This is a genomic window from Pseudomonas sp. TUM25319, assembly GCF_056388475.1.
Map to the genome: position 1 here is coordinate 1,838,326 of NZ_CM150751.1, position 16,254 is coordinate 1,854,579.

The window sequence follows — 16,254 nt, forward strand, 5'->3', positions numbered from 1 at the left end:
AGACGCAGGCGGCAGTGCGTGACTCGTTGACCGAGTGTCTGGACTGTGGCGATCCGATTCCTGAGGCGCGGAGGCTGGCAGCCAAGGGCTGCGAGCGTTGCATTGATTGCCAGTGTGATGTCGACAAAAAGGGACTTCGCCATGCTGGATAAGGTGCTTGACCAACTGCACGACTATGGCCTGGAGCCGGACCAGCCGCTGCTATTCGGCAAGCTTGTTCGGTGCCGCACGCAACAGGACAAGGGCAAGGAAAAGAACGGCTGGTATGTCCTTCATGAGCATATGACCGAGAAGGGCGGCACGCTGATTTTCGGCAGCTTTGGTGACTGGCGGCATGGTGAAACCCAAAAGATAAAGACCGATGGTAAGGGGCTGACCCCTGAGGACCGTGAGGTCATGCGCGCGCGGCAGGCAGATGCCAAGCGCCGCGCAGCTGAGATCGCGGCGAATGCCGCGCGCCGTGCAGCCAATCGCGCAGGTGGATTGTTCAAGCGCATGCCGCTGAGGGGGCGTAGCGCCTACCTCGACCGCAAGCAGGTGGTGGGACTCGGGGTGCGTTATGCCCCGAAGACCGGGGCTGTGTTGATCCCCATGCAGAATGCTCAAGACACCATCGTGGGCCTGCAGGTCATCTTCCCGGCCGTGCAGGAAACCACCGGCCGCGACAAGTCCTACTGGCCCCACGGAATGGCAAAGGACGGTGCATTCCACATGATCGGTGGGCATCCCGAGCCCGGCGAGCCAGTGTTGGTGTGTGAAGGCTACGCGACGGGCGCAAGCCTGCACATGGCGACTTCTGAAGCTGTGGCAATTGCTTTCGACGCCGGCAACCTGCTGGCGGTCGCCAAGCACATGCGAGAGCGCTTCCCTGGTCGGCCGATCATCATTTGCCGTGACGACGACTGGAAGACCACGCGGCCTGGTGGTGAGCCGTGGAACCCTGGCGAGGAGAAGGCCAACAACGCAGCAGTAGTAGTGGGCGGCCAGGTGGTCGCCCCTGTCTTTTCCGTTGAGCGCGACGTGAAGTGGACCGACTTCAACGACTTACACTGCGCCGAGGGCCTGGAGGCCGTACGCCGGCAGGTGATGGCGGTGATCAAACCCCCGGCCACCGGCGGCTGGAAAGACATGCTGGCCAGGACTGAGAGCGGTTCCCTGATCGCTCACATGCAGAACGTCGAGCTGATCCTCAGTAACGATGAGCGCTGGGCGGGAGTGATCGGTTACAGCTCCTTCAGCTCCAAGATCATGAAACTGCGTGCGGCGCCATATGGCGGCGATCCCGGAGAGTGGAGCGACATCGATGACACGCGGGTGATGAAGTGGTTGGCCCAGCAGTACAACCTGCGCGTGAAGGCTACCCACGTCGTCGAGGCGGTCAGTGTGGTGGCCCATGACAACGCCTTTCATCCTGTGCGCGAGTACCTGGCAAAGCTGGAGTGGGATCAGGTACCACGGCTAGAGGTATGGCTGCATAAGGTGCTGGGCGTGCCCTTGAACGACTACAGCGCCAAAGTAGGTAAGCGCTGGATGATCTCCGCCGTCGCCCGCGTCATGCGGCCCGGCTGCAAGGCCGACACGGTGATGATCCTCGAAGGCGCCCAGGGCGCTGGTAAATCGACCGCCATGAGTGTGCTGGGCGGTGAGTGGTTCATGGACACTCCTTTCACCCTGGGTGACAAGGATGCGTTCCAGGCCATTCGGGGGAAGTGGATAGTGGAGCTCGGTGAGCTGGACAGCTTCAACAAGGCGGAAAGCACCAAGGCCAAGCAGTTCTTTTCGGCCTCCACCGACACCTACCGCGAGAGCTACGGGCGAAGAACCAGCGATGTGCCACGCCAGTGTGTTTTCGTCGGTACGACCAACCAGGACGAGTACCTAAAGGACGCCACCGGTAACCGGCGGTACTGGCCGGTGGCATGCACCAAGGTCGACCTCGAAACACTCCGCCGGGTTCGCGACCAGCTGTGGGCCGAGGCGATGTTCTGCTATCTGGCCGGCGATATTTGGTGGACGACCCGCGAGGAGGAGGAGCTGTTCACCAAAGAGCAGGAGGAGCGGTTCGTGGTGGATGAATGGGAAGGCCCGATACTGAAATGGTTGGAAGAGTCGCAGGTTGGTGAAACGGTCACGGGCAGTGACTTGCTCAAGGATGCGCTGAACCTGGACATCGGCCACTGGAGTAAGCCCGAGCAGATGCGTGTGGGGGCGATCATGCACCGTCTTGGTTGGCGACGCCGGAGGATGCCAGCTTTGCCTAAAAGCGGGGTGCGTCCCTGGGCGTACCAAAAGCCCACTGGGTGGGGGGCGCCCAGTCCTCTTGAGCAATCGATCATGGCCAAGGAGGAATGCTTTTGATCAAGCGTATTGATGAGATGCTCAAGCTGTGGGCTCAGGAGCTGCACACGCCAGATGTCAGAAGTGGCGTGGGTGGTGGTAGCATGCTGGCCCTGTTGATAGAGTGCCAGGGCGAGTTGATCCGGGGGACCCGGGGTAGTCGCGTGCTGTTGGACGAATCCGCTGACATTGAGATCATTGTGAATAAGCACCTGGCGCCGGAGCTCTATGTCATTGTCAGGGAGCACTACTGTAATCAGGAGAGCCTTCTGAGTCAGAAGATCGCGCACTGCAGGTGCAGCAGGAAGACCTACTATGAGCGCTTGCACCAAGCCCACGAGGCAATCGAGTCCCTGCTGATGGGGAAGAGGGCGGCATGATGCGCCTTTCTGTGGCCCACCGCCCCGCCATTGCCCAGCCTCGTCCTGCACGGGCTGAGCAACTCAACCCCGCGAATTCTGTGGCCTGTCCCACCGTCCCACCGTTCACACATAGGCGCACACGTATGGCGCAGTCGTAGCGTTACGCGCGCATTGCGCGCAGCGTGTTTTAATTCTCTCTCTATACACGAGAAAATAAGTAGAAAGGTGGGACAGCAGGACAGGCCCCGTATTTGAGGTCCCACACTGGTCCCACCATCGCCGCCCCCTTTGAGGCCCTTGGGACAGCGAGAAAGGGAAGCCAATCCGGGTAGGTGTATTCACCCGACATTCGCCAGACATTACCCAGACGTAACCCGCTTATTCGCTGGTGGCATTAAAACCTGCTTGCTGCCAGGAAACTACACCTGTAAAAAGTACCCATCTTCGAGACGTGCGGGCGCACAAAGCGACCCGCGACACACCGCAAACCCGGCCACTGCGCCGGGTTTTTTTATTGGGGAATCCGCATGACCAGCGAACAACAAGCGTTAATCGAAATGCCCATCTGGGTGGTGATCTTGCTGGCCCTGGTCGGCGGGGTGTCCGGCGAGGCATGGCGAGCAGACAAGGCAGGGGTGCATGGCTGGGCGCTGGTGCGGCGCATCGCATTGCGCTCCGGTGCCTGCATCATCACCGGGATGGCGACGATCATGCTGCTCTACTCGGCGGGGATGACCATCTGGGCAGCGGCGGCGTTCGGTTGCATCGCGGCGGTGGCGGGTGCCGATGTGGTGATCGCCCTGTACGAACGCTGGGCGGCGAAGCGGATCGGCATCTGTGAGGTGCCGCCCCGGAATGGCGAGGCCGGGCAGTGACCGGTGGGCAGGCGGGGTGGGGGCGGGGCCCCGGATTTTCTGGGTCCTCCCCCCGGCCCGCCCCCTACACGGGTGCGCAGACTCGCGGATTCCCTGCAGCTAGAAACTGTGCAGGGATGTCCGTCTTTTCAAGGACTTAGTAATGGGAAGGACCGTCAGCAAGGCCGAACTCGGTGAGATCATCGGCCGAGATGAGCGCACCCTCAGCCGCTGGCAGAAAGACGGAATGCCCGTCATCGAGTTCGGCGTAGGGCGCGGCAACGAAAACCAGTACGACACCCAGGCGGTGATCGAGTGGCTGATGCGCCAAGCTGCGCTCAACGGCAAGAAGGAAACCACCCGTGACCGGCTCGACCGTATTCGCGGCGACCGCGAAGAGCTGGCGTTGGCAAAGGACCTGGGCGAAGTCGTGATCGAGGCGGAGATGGTGCAACGTTTCGAAGGGGTTATCACCGCCGCGAAGATCGAACTACTGAATACCCTGCCTGATGAATTGGCAGCCACCTTGTCCGCGCAGTATGGAGTCGCAATCGATGACCAACTGATCCGCGAGCCCATCGAACAAATACTCAGGAGGTTGTCCGCGTATGCTGAGGACGACGATGATCCCGAATGGGATCCTGACGAGCCGGACGATGAGGAGGGCTCTGAAGAGGACGGCGAGTAAGGGTGTCAGTCGAGCGTGCCGAAAGTGGGCGCCGCCACCACGTATGAGCATCATCGAATGGGCCACCAAGTACCGTTACCTCTCAACAGAGGAGGCGGGCAAGCCTGGGAAATACCGCTTCGATGTCACGCCTCACCTGGTCTGGCCTGGGGGGCCGCTGGAAGCGTTGGACGATCCGAATGTCTTCGAGGTCGTCGGCCGCAAGTCCGCCCAGGTGGCCTGGACATCAGGTGTGATGGGGAACGCCATCGGCAAGTGGATCGACCTTGATCCGTCCCCGATCCTGATTTTGTTCCCCAAGGCCGAGGCGGCCAAGCAGTACGTCGCTGAAAAGCTGGAGCCGATGATCGCGGCGACCAAGCGCTTGCGCAAAAAGGTCGACCTTCGCAGCCGTAAGCTGCAGCAGCGCCAGGACTTCAAGCGGTTCCCAGGTGGCTTCCTCAAGATGGTCGGCTCCAATAGCCCATCCAGCGTGAAGTCGACCCCGGTGCCTCGGGTGGCAGTGGAGGAGCCAGACGATTGCAACCTGAACCTGCGGGGGCAGGGGGACAGTATCAAGCTAGCCAAGGAACGGCTCAAAACGTTCAGGCGGTCCAAGATCATTATCGGTGGTACCCCCACTATCAAGGGGCTGTCAGCGATTGACGCTGAGCTGGAGCTTTCGGACAAACGCATTGGCCTGGTGCCCTGCCATGGCTGCGGCCAGTCCCATGCCTTGAGCTTCCAGCACCTGCATTGCGACGAGGACCCCAGCTACTCCCATGAGGTATACGGTAAGCGTCGGCCGGAAACGGCGTATTACGCCTGCCCCCACTGCGGCGAGATCTGGGACGACCATCAGAAGAACGCCAACCTCCAGCACGGCCGTTGGGAGGCCACCGCCGAGTTCCGTGGTATCGCTGGTTACATCCTGAATGAGCTGTATGCCACTTTCCACGGCTCCCGTTTTGAAGTGCTGATGGAGAAGAAGCTCCAGGCCGAACACGCCGCATCGAACGGTAACCACGGGCCAATGATCGCGTTCACCAACAGTCAGATGGGCGAATGCTACGAATACAAGAGCAACGCACCCAAGACCGATGAGCTGGAGAAGCGTGCCGAGCCTTACGCCGAGCTGACCGCGCCGAAAGGTGTGCTGCTGGTCACGGTCGGCGTGGACGTTCAAGGCGACCGCCTGGCCCTTGTGATCGTAGGCTGGGGCAGAGGGGAAGAGTCTTGGCGGTTGTACTGGGGGGAGCTGGAAGGCAATCCGATTGACCCCCACGATCCTGTCTGGGCTGAGCTGGACAAGATCATCTCCACGCCAATCACGACGGAGGCTGGCGGCCAAATTTCGGTCTCCGCAGTGAGCATCGACAGTTCGGACGGCAACACCAGCGACGCGGTCTACACCTACGTTCGAGATCGCCAGCGCTTCAACATCATGGCGATCAAGGGCGCGTCCATCGACAGCCGCGATCGGGAGATCTTCACCAAACCGGCCCAGTCGACCGACACCACCCAGGACAACACGAAGGCGGCCAAGTACGGGCTTCGCGTATTCATCGTAGGCACGCACAAGGCTAAAACCCTGATCGATGGTCGCATGCGGCTGACCGGAGTTGGCCCTGGCCGGATGCACTGGTACAGCGAGATTCGTGCTGACTACTACGAGCAGGTCACCAACGAGGTCCTGGCGCCCCATCCCCGACAGCCAAGCAAGATGGTGTGGCAGAAGAAAGCAGGGCGTCGCAACGAAGCCCTTGACTGCGAGGTGTACGCCTTGCATGCGGCTCGGAGCCTCAAGACCCACCTCTTGCGCGACAACGAGTGGGATCAGCTCGAACAGCAGCAGCTGCAGCCCACGCTATTCACCACTGAGCAGGCGGTCGCGCCGGTGCCTCGCCGTGCGGTTTCTCGCGGGCGTGGGACACGGAGCCGCGTCGGCTAACCGAGGTTAACCATGACAGAAGCACAAAAACGCCTTGCGGAAGTACGGGCGTCGATCTCGGCCGTCCTGAAGAACGGTCAGCGCCTGCGCCGGGGCGACCGCGAGGTCCAGATGGCCGAGTTGAACAGCCTCCGGTTGCTGGAGAAACAGTACGCCGCCCAAGTCGCCGAAGAACAAGCTGCGCTGCAGCGTCGGGGCCGCAACCGTATCTCCTACCTGGGGCTTTGAGCATGTGGCCATTTCGAAAGTCTGAGTCCGCAGCTGAGCAACTGATGCGGGAGGCGATCCGGGTAGCTCGCGTTTCGGCTGGAGATCAGCAGATCGTCGCCCAAGGCGGTGGCGGTGGGGTGGAGACCCGCTGGCGCGGTGCCTCCCGAGTCCTGCGCAGCATGGCCAGCTGGATCCCGGGGCTGGGTAGCCCCCGGCGTGACTTCAATCGCGGTGAGCGGCGGATGCTGTTGGCCCGCTCGCGGGATGCCATGCGCAACCACCTCGTGGCCCGCGCTGCAATTACGCGGCTGCGGACCAACGTAGTGGGCACGGGGCTGGTCTGCCGAGCTCAGGTTGACCAGGTTGCACTGGGTCTGACTGACGAAGAAGCGGACACTTTGAATGCCCAGCTTGATCGGGTCTGGTCGTTGTATGCCGACGACCCTCGCGAGTGCGACGCTGAGGCCACGCTCAACCACTATCAACTGCAGGCGCTGGTGTTGGTGTCGTCAATGGTCGCGGGCGACATTTTCGTCGCCAGTCCCGACCAAGAGCGCCCGGGCTGCATCTTCAGCACCCGACTGCAGATGATCGAAGGTGACCGCGTCGGCAACCCAAATGACGGGCTGGACCGTCCCAATCTGGTGGAGGGCGTGGAGTTTGATGACCTGGGCGCACCGGTCGCGTACCACGTCTGCACTGCTTACCCCGGTGAGCACCTCGCAGGTAAGTCGTTGAGCTGGGAGCGGCTCCGGGTTTTTGGTGCCGAGACTGGGCGGCGGCGGGTCTTGCACATCATGGCCGACAAGGAACGGCCAGGGCAGAAGCGCGGTGTTCCCTACCTGGCGCCGGTGCTGGAGCCTCTACAGAAGCTGGAGCGCTACAGCAGCGCTGAGCTGATGGCAGCGGTGATCTCGGCGATGTTCACCGTGTTCATCAAGAAGGGATCGGATTTCCCGACCGGCAACCTCCCGATGTCCGCCTTGGGCGAAGAACAGCCCGGCGGCGACGACACAGCAGACGGCGTGCTCAGTCTTGGAGAGGGCGCTGTGGTTGACCTGGGTGTTGGCGAGGAGCCGGTGGTGGCCAACCCCGGGCGGCCGAATGCCCAGTTCGACCCGTTTTTCACCGCGGTGGTGAAAGAGATCGGCGCTGCGCTTGAGCTGCCGCTGGAGGAGCTGCTGTTGCACTACAGCAGCAGTTACAGCGCCGCTCGCGCAGCCATGCTCCAAGCATGGCGGTTCTACAGCCTGCGCCGCTGGTGGTTGGCGTGTGATTTCTGCCAGCCCAGCCGAGAGCTGGTGATCGACGAAGCCGTTGCAAGGGGCCTGATCAACCTTCCCGGGTACGCCGATCCGGTGAAGCGCAAGGCTTACTGCCAAGCGATCTGGATTGGTCCGGCCCGTGGTGCGATCGATGAGCTCAAGGAAGCCAACGCCGCCGGCAAGCGGATCGAGATCGGGGTCAGCAATGAAACCCTCGAAACCGCAGCCATGACCGGCGAGCCCTGGCAGCAGGTGTTCCGCCAGCGCGTACGCGAAGTCGAGCAGCGTCGGCAACACAACCTGCAGCCACTGCCCAAAGGTGGACTGGAAAACCCGCCTGAACCCAAACCCGAAGAGGAGTAAACATGCCTCGCGCTCTTGAGCTGGCTGCCGCGCAGCCATGGCTGATGATGCCCGACGCCCTGGACAACCTGCTGACCATCGCAGATCGCATGGGCGATCCGCTGGCGCTGGCGACCAAGCGCGGCGAGCGGCTGGAGGACACCCGCAAGGTCACACTGCGCAATGGCGTTGCCATCGTGCCAGTCACCGGACCGATTTTCCGTTACGCCAACCTGTTCACCGAGATCAGCGGCGCCACCAGTACGCAGGTGCTGGCCACTGACATCCAGCGAGCGCTGGATGATCCCAAGGTCCGCTCCATCGTACTCAACATCGACAGTCCTGGTGGTGTTGCTGCTGGCATCAACGAACTGGCGGAGATGATCTACGCCGGACGCTCGCGCAAGCGGATCGTGGCCTACGTAGGCGGAATCGCTGCGAGTGCCGCCTACTGGATCGCCTCGGCGGCCAGCGAGATCGTGATCGATGAGGCCAGCCTGGCTGGCAGCATTGGCGTTGTGGTCGAGGCGGTCGTTGAGAACGAAAAGGCTACAGGCCGCACCAGGTACCAGATTGTCAGCCGCAACGCGCCGAACAAGCGGCCGGACATGAGCACCGAAGAAGGCCGGGCGAAGGTTGGCGAAACCATCGACGCAATGAGCGAAGTCTTCGAAAGCAAGATCGCTCGCAACCTCGGCGTCGCCGCTGAGAAGGTGCCCGAGATGGGCGACCACGGCGGGATCCGCGTCGGCGCCGCCGCCGTCCAGCACGGCCTGGCCCATCGCCTGGGCTCACTGGAATCCCTGATCACCGAACTGGCCAAGCCGGCCATCAACTCACCAAGGATACACACCATGACCACCGTCAAGACCACGGCAGAACTGCGCACCGCGCTGGCAGCCGGCACTGACCCCGACACTATCGAGATTGCCCAGGCCGATCAGCCAGATCTCAATGCCGTTCGTGCTGAGGCCTCGGCTGCCGAGCGCGAGCGCATCAACGGCATCAACGCCTTGGCCAGCAAGGGCTTCGAGAAAGAGATCGAGGCGGCGATCAACGATGGCAGCTCGGTTGAGGCCACGGCACTCGTGCTGTTCAAGGCTGCTCAGGATCGCGGTATTTCACTGTCATCCATCAAGAGTGACGCTCAAGGCGTGACTGGTGCTGCCCCATCCGCTGACGGCAAGCAAGGCGAGCGCAAGGCCGCTGTCAGCGCAATCGTAGCCGGCGCCCCACGCCGCTGAAGGAGACCAACATGAGCAACCCGCAACGTCACACCTATCAACCGAGCCAACTCTCGGCGGGTGATTTTCCTGTCGTGATGGACACCGCCGTTATCGCTGCCGGACAGGTCCTGAAGCGCGGCGCAGTGCTGGGGCAGGTCAGTGCTTCCAAAGAGTATCGGCTGTGCAAGGCCGCTGCCGACGATGGCTCTGAGGCCCCCACCGCCATCCTCGACCAGGACGCAGACACGACCGGTGGCGCACTGACTGTGCCGATTCGCCTGACTGGCCAGGTACTGGCCAACCAACTTCACCTGGGCGAGGGCTTGACCCTCGCTGCTGCAAAGGCCGCCCTGCGTCCTCTGTCCATTTTCATCCGCTGACCGGAGTCCCCATGACTGACATTTTCGACACCCTGACCATGCTGGAAGCGGTAGAGCAGATGGCTCTGCCAAGGCGCTTCCTGATGAACACTTTCTTCAACGGTGGCGCGCCAGTGACCTTCGGTACCGAGGCGGTGACTATCGACATCGTCAAAGGTCAGCGCAAGATGGCGCCGTTCGTACACCCGACGCTGCCGGGCAGTGTTTCGCAGCGAACGGGCTTCAGCTCTTCGACCTACAAGCCGCCTTACATCCAGCCGAAGCGCGAAACTCGCGCAGAGTTGATCCTCAAGCGTGGCGCTGGCGAGACGGCGTTCTCCACGCGGACCCCGCTCGATCGCGCCGGAGAGCAGTTGGGTCGTGACTTGACGGATCTGGACGGTGAGATCACTCGCCGTGAAGAGTGGATGTGCGCGCAAGCGTTGACCACCGGGCGCATCCGCGTGGTTGGCGATGGTGTTGATGACACCATCGACTTCCTCATGGAAGACACCCACAAAGTCACCCTGGCAAACGGCCGTTGGAACACCAGTGATTCAGACCCCATCGCACATTTGCGGCAGTGGCGGCGGCTGGTGGCCAAGGATTCCGGCCGGAGTGCCAACGTCGCGGTGCTGAGCGCCGAGGCGCAGGACGCCTTCCAAAGCAACGAAACCGTTCTGAAACAGTTGAACAGCAGGCGAGTCGACATGGGCCTGATCAAACCCGAGGAGTTGCCAGATGGTGTCACCTACCTTGGCTACCTCAACGATCCGGGCGTGGACCTGTACGCCTACGACGAGTGGTATCTGGACGACGATGGGGATGAGCAGCCGGTTATCCCCGCTGGCGGCTTGATTCTTGGCTCGAGCAATACCCGCAACGCCATGCTTTACGGAGCGATTCAGGACTTGGAAGCCATCGAGAGCGGCCTAGTCGAAGCGGCTCGCTTCCCCAAGAGCTGGGTCACGCCGGAGCCCAGCGTGCGCTGGTTGAAGCTTCAGGCAGCTGCGCTGGCCGGCATGCTGGAACCGAACGCATTCCTCTACGCGAAGGTGGTGTGACATGGCCGCAAAGATCGAGTACGTGGTGGTGGACGGCTGCATCCAGGACGGAACCAAGGTCATTCGCCAGGGTGAGGTCTACAGCCCGCCCAGTAAGGAACTGGCCGAGTTGCTGCTTGCCGAGGGCAAGATCGCGAAACGCGGGCAGCTCCCGTCCAAGGATGACCAAGACGACGGTGAATGACCATGGGCTTCCGTGACCAAGTGGCTGCAATGGATGTGCAGCTGTTGGACGTAATGGGAGACGACGCGGCGATTGATGGGCGTGAACAGCCGCTGCGAGGATTTATGTCTGTGCCCTGGTTGCAGCCGAAATTCGGCCAGATAAAAACCTCAGTCAGGGAGCCGACCTTTTCCGTTCGGGTTGTCGATGCCGAGGGCATTGCGGTCCAGCAGCGCATGGTGGTGGACCTTCCGCCGGAAGACGGCGGAGGTGCCTTCACCATCGTCAAGCTTGAGCCTGACGGTACCGGATGGGTCAACCTGATTCTGCGGGAGGAGCGATGAGCGTAGGCAGCTACTTCCAGAACAAAGCCGACCACGGGATGCTCACGCTGCAGGTGTCCAGCGCTGACAAGCAGCGTTTCAGCCGCTTCACAGAGCTGGCCCCGAAAGCGTTCGCGCTGGCGGAGCGTCGGGCGATCAACAAAACCTTGCGCTGGATGCGCACGCACATCGCCCGGGCGGTCAGCCAGCAACAGCGCATCGCTCAGACCGCAGTCCGGCAGCGCCTCCGGGCATACCCTGTCAGCGTTTCAGGCCCCGGCAAGCTGTGGTTCGGTATCAATGCGATCGAAGCCAGTCGGGCGGGGCGGGCCCGGCAAACCCGCACGGGCGTTTCCGTAGCGGGGCGTCGGTACCAAGGGGCGTTCTACAAGACCGTCTACGGCGGTACGCCTGATATCTGGATCCGCACAGCGAGCAAGCACTTCGATCCCAAGGATTATCCGGAGAGCAGACTCGGTGGCCGGAGCACTGGATATGCCTCGGAAAGCGGATATCGCTTCCCCCTGGCGAAGGCAATGCTGTCCCTTGAGGGCGTCCGCCCCCACTTCGACGAGTGGTCCCGCAAGGCTCACGGACGGCTGCTGGAGATCCTGGAACAAGAACTGAACTACGAACTGCAGAAGCTGCTGAAAGGGGCCTGACGTGTCTGATCAAACCTTCAACCTCGACGCGCTGTACCACGCGATCGAGGATCATGTGCGCGAGTCCATCCCTGGCCTCGAAGCGGTGTGCTTCCCGCCTGGCAGCGTGACAAGCGTCCCGGTGCCGATGGTTCTTCTTGAGCTTGCTGAGCTTGAGCCTGGCCAGGACCAAGGGACCGGTGAGACTGCGGTTGTCGCTCGTTTCGAAGCCCGGGCCATCGTCGGTGCCGAACAGCACGATTGCTACCAGCAGGCGGCATTCATCGCTTCCCGGCTCGCCGTTCTACTGCGCCTGCAGCACTGGGGGCAGGAGGTTGGCCCGGCTGTGTTCGTGCGTGCCGCGCAGGACTTCACTCGGCCGGAGCTGGACGGCTATGTCGTGTGGGTAGTTGAGTGGACGCAGGAGCTCTACCTGGGCGATGAGGAATGGCCGTGGCCGAACCAGCCGCCGGGTAGCCTGCTGCTCGGCTTTGATCCGTCTGTCGGCAGCGACCAGGAAGGAAGCTACATGCGGCCCGAGGAGATGACATGAGCCAGGTCAGCGCTGCGCACGACCGCATGATCGCTGGCTTGGTTATTCCTTGCCGCGTGGTCGCTGTGGACTTGCCTGCCGCAATGGTCCGCGTATCCGACGGCGCAGGCTGGACCAGTGCCTGGGTGCGCTGGCACAGTCAGGCAGCCGGCAAGGCTCGTCACTGGAGGGCGCCAAGCCTGGGGGAGCAGGGCGCGCTGATCAGTCCGTCTGGAGAGCCCGCCCAAGGCACGTTCGTGGCCGGCTTGTACGGCAACGCCGGCGCTCAGCCGGACAACCGCGATCATGTCGAAGTCTGGCGATTCGATGATGGCGGGTCGCTGGTGTACGACTGGGAAGCCAACAGCTACACGATCAGCTTGCCCTCGGGCACCGCAACGGTGCAGGTCGGTGGCAGCTCTGCGGTCGTCACGGATGACGGGATCACCGCTACCGCAACGAACATCACTTTCACCGGTACCGTGCAGGTCAATGGCACGCTGCAGGTGACCGGAGACATCAACGGCGGCGCAAGGATCATCGACACCGCCGGCAACACACCGAACCACCGCCACTGATTCATCTGTCTCTCAACAGGCCCGCGCTGCGCGGGCTTTTTTATTTCTGGAGCAACCATGGCGAGCAAAGAACCCGCCGCGTCGGCGCAGTCGAAGCCCGGCCCGGCCTCGCGGTACCGCGACACCCGCTACACCTCCCGCGTCCTGATCCTGCCGGATGGTCGGCAACTCTCCGTTGTGCAAGGGCTGGTGTCTGCCGCTCCCGGCGACGTCGTTGCGCTGGAGTATCTCAGCAAGCATCCGGACCTTGATCCGCTGGAGTAACCGATGCTCGGAATGGACCGCCGTACCGGGCTGCCGTTGGCGGGCATTGCCCACCTGCGACAGTCCATCGAAGACATCTTGAGCACGCCGCTAGGCAGCCGGCGTATGCGTCCGGACTACGGCAGCAAGCTGCGCCGTTTCGTCGATCTGCCGGTCAACGAGGGCTGGAAGAGCGCAGTGCAGGCTGAGGTTGCCCGGGCCCTGGGACGTTGGGAGCCGCGCTTGAAGCTTGAGCGCGTGCGGGTACTCTCGGTGGTCGCCGGCCAAGTGACGTTGCAGCTCACGGGGCAGTACCTGGGCGACAGCCAGATTCTGGAGGTAAGCGCATGAGCATTGACCTGACGGCTTTGCCGGCACCGCAAGTGCTGGAAGACCTGGACTATGAGGACTTGTACCAGGCTGATCTGGCAACCTTTCGAACGCACATGGGCGACAACTGGAGCGCGACTCTAGAGAGCGATCCGGTGACCAAGCTGCTGGAGGTTGGAGCCTATCGCAAGCTGTTGAACCGCTCGCGAATCAACGACGCGGCCAAGGCTCTGATGCTGGCTTACGCGCAGGGCTCTGACCTGGATCAGCTCGCTGCAAACGTCAGCTTGTCGCGCCTGGTTGTCCAGGCCGAGGATCTGACTGCGGTGCCGCCTGTGGCTCAAGTGCTTGAAGAAGACGACGCTCTGCGTGAGCGCATCCAACTCGTCTATGAGGGGCTTACCACGGCCGGGCCGCGCAACAGTTACATCCTGCATGCTCGCAACGCTTCGGGTCTGGTGGCTGACGCCACCGCGGAAAGCCCCTCGCCGGCGGTGGTGGAGGTGACTGTGCTGGCCTTGGCGGATGACGGCACTGCATCTGCCGAACTGCTGTCCACTGTCGCCACTTACCTGAACGATGACAATGTTCGGCCCGTGGCCGACCGCGTGATCGTGCAGAGTGCTGAGATCCTGCCTTATCAAATCAACGCCAGGCTATTCATGGCGAGCAGCGGCCCGGAAAGCGAAGGTGTCCTGGCTCAGTGCGAGGCGCGGCTAGCCGCGTGGATCAACCCCCGGAGGCGGCTGGGTGTGGAAGTAGCCCGATCGGCGGTTGACGCGCAGCTGCATATAGAGGGGGTGAACAGAGTTGAGCTGACGGGCTGGGCCGATATCCGTCCGAGCAAGTCGCAAGCTGCGTGGTGCACCGGATTTTCAGTTGAGCGGGGTGGCTGATGAGTAGCTTGCTCCCACTCAACAGTACGCCTCTTGAGCGCGCCCTGGAGGTCGCAGCCGACGAAGACCTGGCGATCATGCTGCGCCGCCTTTACAACCCGGACACCTGTCCGGCAGGCCTGCTGTACCTGCTGGCCTGGGCATGGTCAGTCGACCGCTGGGACGACCGGTGGGCTGAGGCAGTCAAGCGGTCTGTGATTCGCTCGTCGTTCTACATCCATGCCCACAAGGGCACGATCGGCGCATTGCGCCGGGTGGTCGAGCCGTTCGGGTATCTGATCGAAGTGGCCGAGTGGTGGCAGACCGTGCCCCAAGGCGTGCCGGGCACTTTCTCGCTGAAGGTTGGCGTGTCCGAAAGCGGTATCAGCGAAGAAACCTACGAGGAGCTCACGGCCCTGATCGACGATGCCCGGCCCGTCAGCCGGCACATGATCGGCCTGGCCATTGCACTCGACACCAAGGGCTACCTGCGTTTGGGTGTGAGCCTGGACGAGGGTGACGAAATCGACATCTACCCGCCGATCCTGCGAGACATCGAGGTACGCGGCAACCACGGCTTCATCGGCCGTGACCATCAAATCGAAATCCTGGACGTTTACTCATGACTGACCAGAACAGCCAGTTCTTCGCGATCCTCACTGCAGTGGGGGAGGCCAAGCAGGCCAACGCGAACGCCTTGGGCGTGCCCTGGACCTTCGCGCAGATGGGCGTCGGAGATGCCAACGGCGCCGAGCCCATTCCTGATCGTACCCAGACCCGGCTCATCAACGAGCGCCGCCGGGCGCTGCTCAACACAGTGAAAGTCGATCCGGCCAACGCTAGCATCATCATTGCAGAGCAAGTCATCCCGCCTGACGTAGGGGGGTGGTGGATTCGCGAGATCGGACTCTACGACGCCGCCGGCGACCTGGTTGCGGTGGCCAACTGCGCGCCGAGCTTCAAGCCATTGCTGACCCAGGGCACTGGCAAGACGCAAGTGGTGCGACTCAACATCATCGTCACCAGCACAGCCAACGTGCAGTTGAAAATCGACCCGGCTGTCGTGCTTGCAACGCGGGAGTACGTTGACTCGACGATCCTGAGCGTACTGCCGAAAAACAAACAACCCGGCATATACACAAAGGTCACAATCAACGACCGGGGCATCGTCCAGGAGGGGTCGAACCCGACGACTCTGGGCGGTTACGGCATCACTGATGGCGCGCCCAAGGACAGCCCGACTTTTACGGGTACTCCTCGGGCTCCAACACCTGCGAAGTTCGACAGCTCGAAGTTGATTCCTACGACAGAATTCGTTCGCGCCGCCTTGGGTAGTCTGGCTGGGCGCGTTACGTACAGCTCATCAACAGACCTGTCCGCCGCCGACGTTGGCAAACTGGTGATGCTCAACTATGCGGGAAGCGTCCAGCTCCCGCCGGTAGCGGGGCTGCCCGACGGTGCCGGGGTGACCTTGTTCAACTGGGGTGGATCTAAAATCACCGTAGTGTCGAGCACCGGCACGGTAATGAACACCGGCGGCGGCAACTTCCAGAGTTTTGTGCTGGCCGCTGGTACGTTTGTGACATTCGTCCTTGAGCACAGCACAACATGGATTGCAAAGAGTGGTGACGGCGTGCTGCCGTTCTCTCCAATGTTTGCTAGTTCCCAAGGGGGCGTCAGCAGGTATTGGAAGCATCCAAGTGGACTGATTATTCAGGCCGGCTTGGCGTCTGGCTTTTTGAGTGACGGCACATTTGCGACGACAAGCGTGACACTGCCGGTAACGTTCCCGACGCAAGGTCTGGCGGCTGTTGCCAGCAGCGCCGGCGCCGGGGTGTCGTGTGCAACGGGGTTGAGTGAGTCCAATCTGACAATCACTAACAGCACGGCTTCGCTCGCAGAAGCGCACTGGATAGCCATCGGCTTTTGAGG

General features: G+C 62.1%; 21 protein-coding genes. All 21 read left to right on the plus strand.

All coding sequences use genetic code 11. The features are described from left to right. Nucleotides 1-14: 14 nt before the first annotated feature. The 21 genes from AC05QJ_RS08485 (at nucleotide 15) to AC05QJ_RS08585 (ending at nucleotide 16,252) form a co-directional block, all read left to right on the plus strand. Nucleotides 15-152, plus strand: a complete 138-nt coding sequence (locus AC05QJ_RS08485; protein WP_404821320.1) for a TraR/DksA C4-type zinc finger protein — start codon at nucleotides 15-17, stop codon at nucleotides 150-152. After that, on the plus strand, nucleotides 142-2,358 hold the full coding sequence (locus tag AC05QJ_RS08490) for a VapE domain-containing protein (protein WP_476746425.1): 2,217 nt from the start codon (nucleotides 142-144) through the stop codon (nucleotides 2,356-2,358). The genes AC05QJ_RS08485 and AC05QJ_RS08490 overlap by 11 nt, the downstream gene beginning before the upstream one ends. Then, nucleotides 2,355-2,717 carry a PA0613 family protein gene (locus tag AC05QJ_RS08495; protein ID WP_476746426.1) on the plus strand — a complete coding sequence of 121 codons (363 nt, stop codon included), beginning with the start codon at nucleotides 2,355-2,357 and terminating at the stop codon, nucleotides 2,715-2,717. Before AC05QJ_RS08490 ends, AC05QJ_RS08495 begins: the two co-directional genes overlap by 4 nt. A 509-nt stretch (nucleotides 2,718-3,226) precedes the next feature. Continuing rightward, nucleotides 3,227-3,574: a phage holin family protein gene (locus tag AC05QJ_RS08500; protein WP_476746427.1), complete on the plus strand. Its 348-nt coding sequence runs from the start codon at nucleotides 3,227-3,229 to the stop codon at nucleotides 3,572-3,574. A 142-nt stretch (nucleotides 3,575-3,716) separates the two neighbouring features. Further along, a complete protein-coding gene (locus AC05QJ_RS08505; RefSeq protein ID WP_476746428.1) occupies nucleotides 3,717-4,241 on the plus strand; it encodes a terminase small subunit in 525 nt (174 codons plus the stop codon). Between the two features lie 43 nt (nucleotides 4,242-4,284). After that, nucleotides 4,285-6,171, plus strand: a complete 1,887-nt coding sequence (locus AC05QJ_RS08510) for a phage terminase large subunit family protein (RefSeq protein WP_476746430.1) — start codon at nucleotides 4,285-4,287, stop codon at nucleotides 6,169-6,171. A 12-nt stretch (nucleotides 6,172-6,183) separates the two neighbouring features. Beyond that, entirely contained in the window at nucleotides 6,184-6,399 is a 216-nt protein-coding gene (locus tag AC05QJ_RS08515; RefSeq protein ID WP_476746431.1) for a hypothetical protein, read from the plus strand. A 2-nt stretch (nucleotides 6,400-6,401) separates the two neighbouring features. Beyond that, nucleotides 6,402-8,009: a phage portal protein gene (locus AC05QJ_RS08520; RefSeq protein WP_476746432.1), complete on the plus strand. Its 1,608-nt coding sequence runs from the start codon at nucleotides 6,402-6,404 to the stop codon at nucleotides 8,007-8,009. 2 nt (nucleotides 8,010-8,011) lie between these two features. Next, nucleotides 8,012-9,232, plus strand: a complete 1,221-nt coding sequence (locus AC05QJ_RS08525; protein WP_476746433.1) for a S49 family peptidase — start codon at nucleotides 8,012-8,014, stop codon at nucleotides 9,230-9,232. 11 nt (nucleotides 9,233-9,243) lie between these two features. Continuing rightward, nucleotides 9,244-9,594, plus strand: a complete 351-nt coding sequence (locus tag AC05QJ_RS08530) for a head decoration protein (RefSeq protein ID WP_476746434.1) — start codon at nucleotides 9,244-9,246, stop codon at nucleotides 9,592-9,594. Nucleotides 9,595-9,605: 11 nt separating this feature from the next. Further along, entirely contained in the window at nucleotides 9,606-10,637 is a 1,032-nt protein-coding gene (locus AC05QJ_RS08535; protein ID WP_476746435.1) for a major capsid protein, read from the plus strand. Nucleotide 10,638: 1 nt separating this feature from the next. Continuing rightward, nucleotides 10,639-10,821, plus strand: coding sequence for a hypothetical protein (locus AC05QJ_RS08540; RefSeq protein WP_476746436.1), 183 nt, complete (start codon nucleotides 10,639-10,641; stop codon nucleotides 10,819-10,821). Beyond that, on the plus strand, nucleotides 10,818-11,144 hold the full coding sequence (locus tag AC05QJ_RS08545) for a head-tail joining protein (RefSeq protein ID WP_476746437.1): 327 nt from the start codon (nucleotides 10,818-10,820) through the stop codon (nucleotides 11,142-11,144). Before AC05QJ_RS08540 ends, AC05QJ_RS08545 begins: the two co-directional genes overlap by 4 nt. Beyond that, the gene (locus tag AC05QJ_RS08550; protein WP_476746438.1) at nucleotides 11,141-11,785 is read left to right on the plus strand and encodes a hypothetical protein; all 645 of its coding nucleotides are present in this window, start codon (nucleotides 11,141-11,143) and stop codon (nucleotides 11,783-11,785) included. Before AC05QJ_RS08545 ends, AC05QJ_RS08550 begins: the two co-directional genes overlap by 4 nt. 1 nt (nucleotide 11,786) lies before the next feature. After that, entirely contained in the window at nucleotides 11,787-12,317 is a 531-nt protein-coding gene (locus AC05QJ_RS08555; protein ID WP_476746439.1) for a hypothetical protein, read from the plus strand. After that, a complete protein-coding gene (locus tag AC05QJ_RS08560; RefSeq protein WP_476746440.1) occupies nucleotides 12,314-12,874 on the plus strand; it encodes a phage baseplate assembly protein V in 561 nt (186 codons plus the stop codon). Before AC05QJ_RS08555 ends, AC05QJ_RS08560 begins: the two co-directional genes overlap by 4 nt. A gap of 57 nt (nucleotides 12,875-12,931) precedes the next feature. Continuing rightward, entirely contained in the window at nucleotides 12,932-13,138 is a 207-nt protein-coding gene (locus AC05QJ_RS08565; protein WP_476746441.1) for a hypothetical protein, read from the plus strand. Nucleotides 13,139-13,141: 3 nt separating this feature from the next. Beyond that, the gene (locus AC05QJ_RS08570; RefSeq protein ID WP_476746442.1) at nucleotides 13,142-13,468 is read left to right on the plus strand and encodes a GPW/gp25 family protein; all 327 of its coding nucleotides are present in this window, start codon (nucleotides 13,142-13,144) and stop codon (nucleotides 13,466-13,468) included. Then, nucleotides 13,465-14,343: a baseplate assembly protein gene (locus tag AC05QJ_RS08575; RefSeq protein ID WP_476746443.1), complete on the plus strand. Its 879-nt coding sequence runs from the start codon at nucleotides 13,465-13,467 to the stop codon at nucleotides 14,341-14,343. Before AC05QJ_RS08570 ends, AC05QJ_RS08575 begins: the two co-directional genes overlap by 4 nt. Further along, nucleotides 14,343-14,948 (plus strand): phage tail protein I, encoded by a 606-nt coding sequence (locus tag AC05QJ_RS08580; RefSeq protein WP_476746444.1) that lies wholly within the window; start codon nucleotides 14,343-14,345, stop codon nucleotides 14,946-14,948. Before AC05QJ_RS08575 ends, AC05QJ_RS08580 begins: the two co-directional genes overlap by 1 nt. Next, nucleotides 14,945-16,252 (plus strand): phage tail protein, encoded by a 1,308-nt coding sequence (locus AC05QJ_RS08585; protein ID WP_476746445.1) that lies wholly within the window; start codon nucleotides 14,945-14,947, stop codon nucleotides 16,250-16,252. Before AC05QJ_RS08580 ends, AC05QJ_RS08585 begins: the two co-directional genes overlap by 4 nt. Nucleotides 16,253-16,254 lie beyond the last annotated feature (2 nt).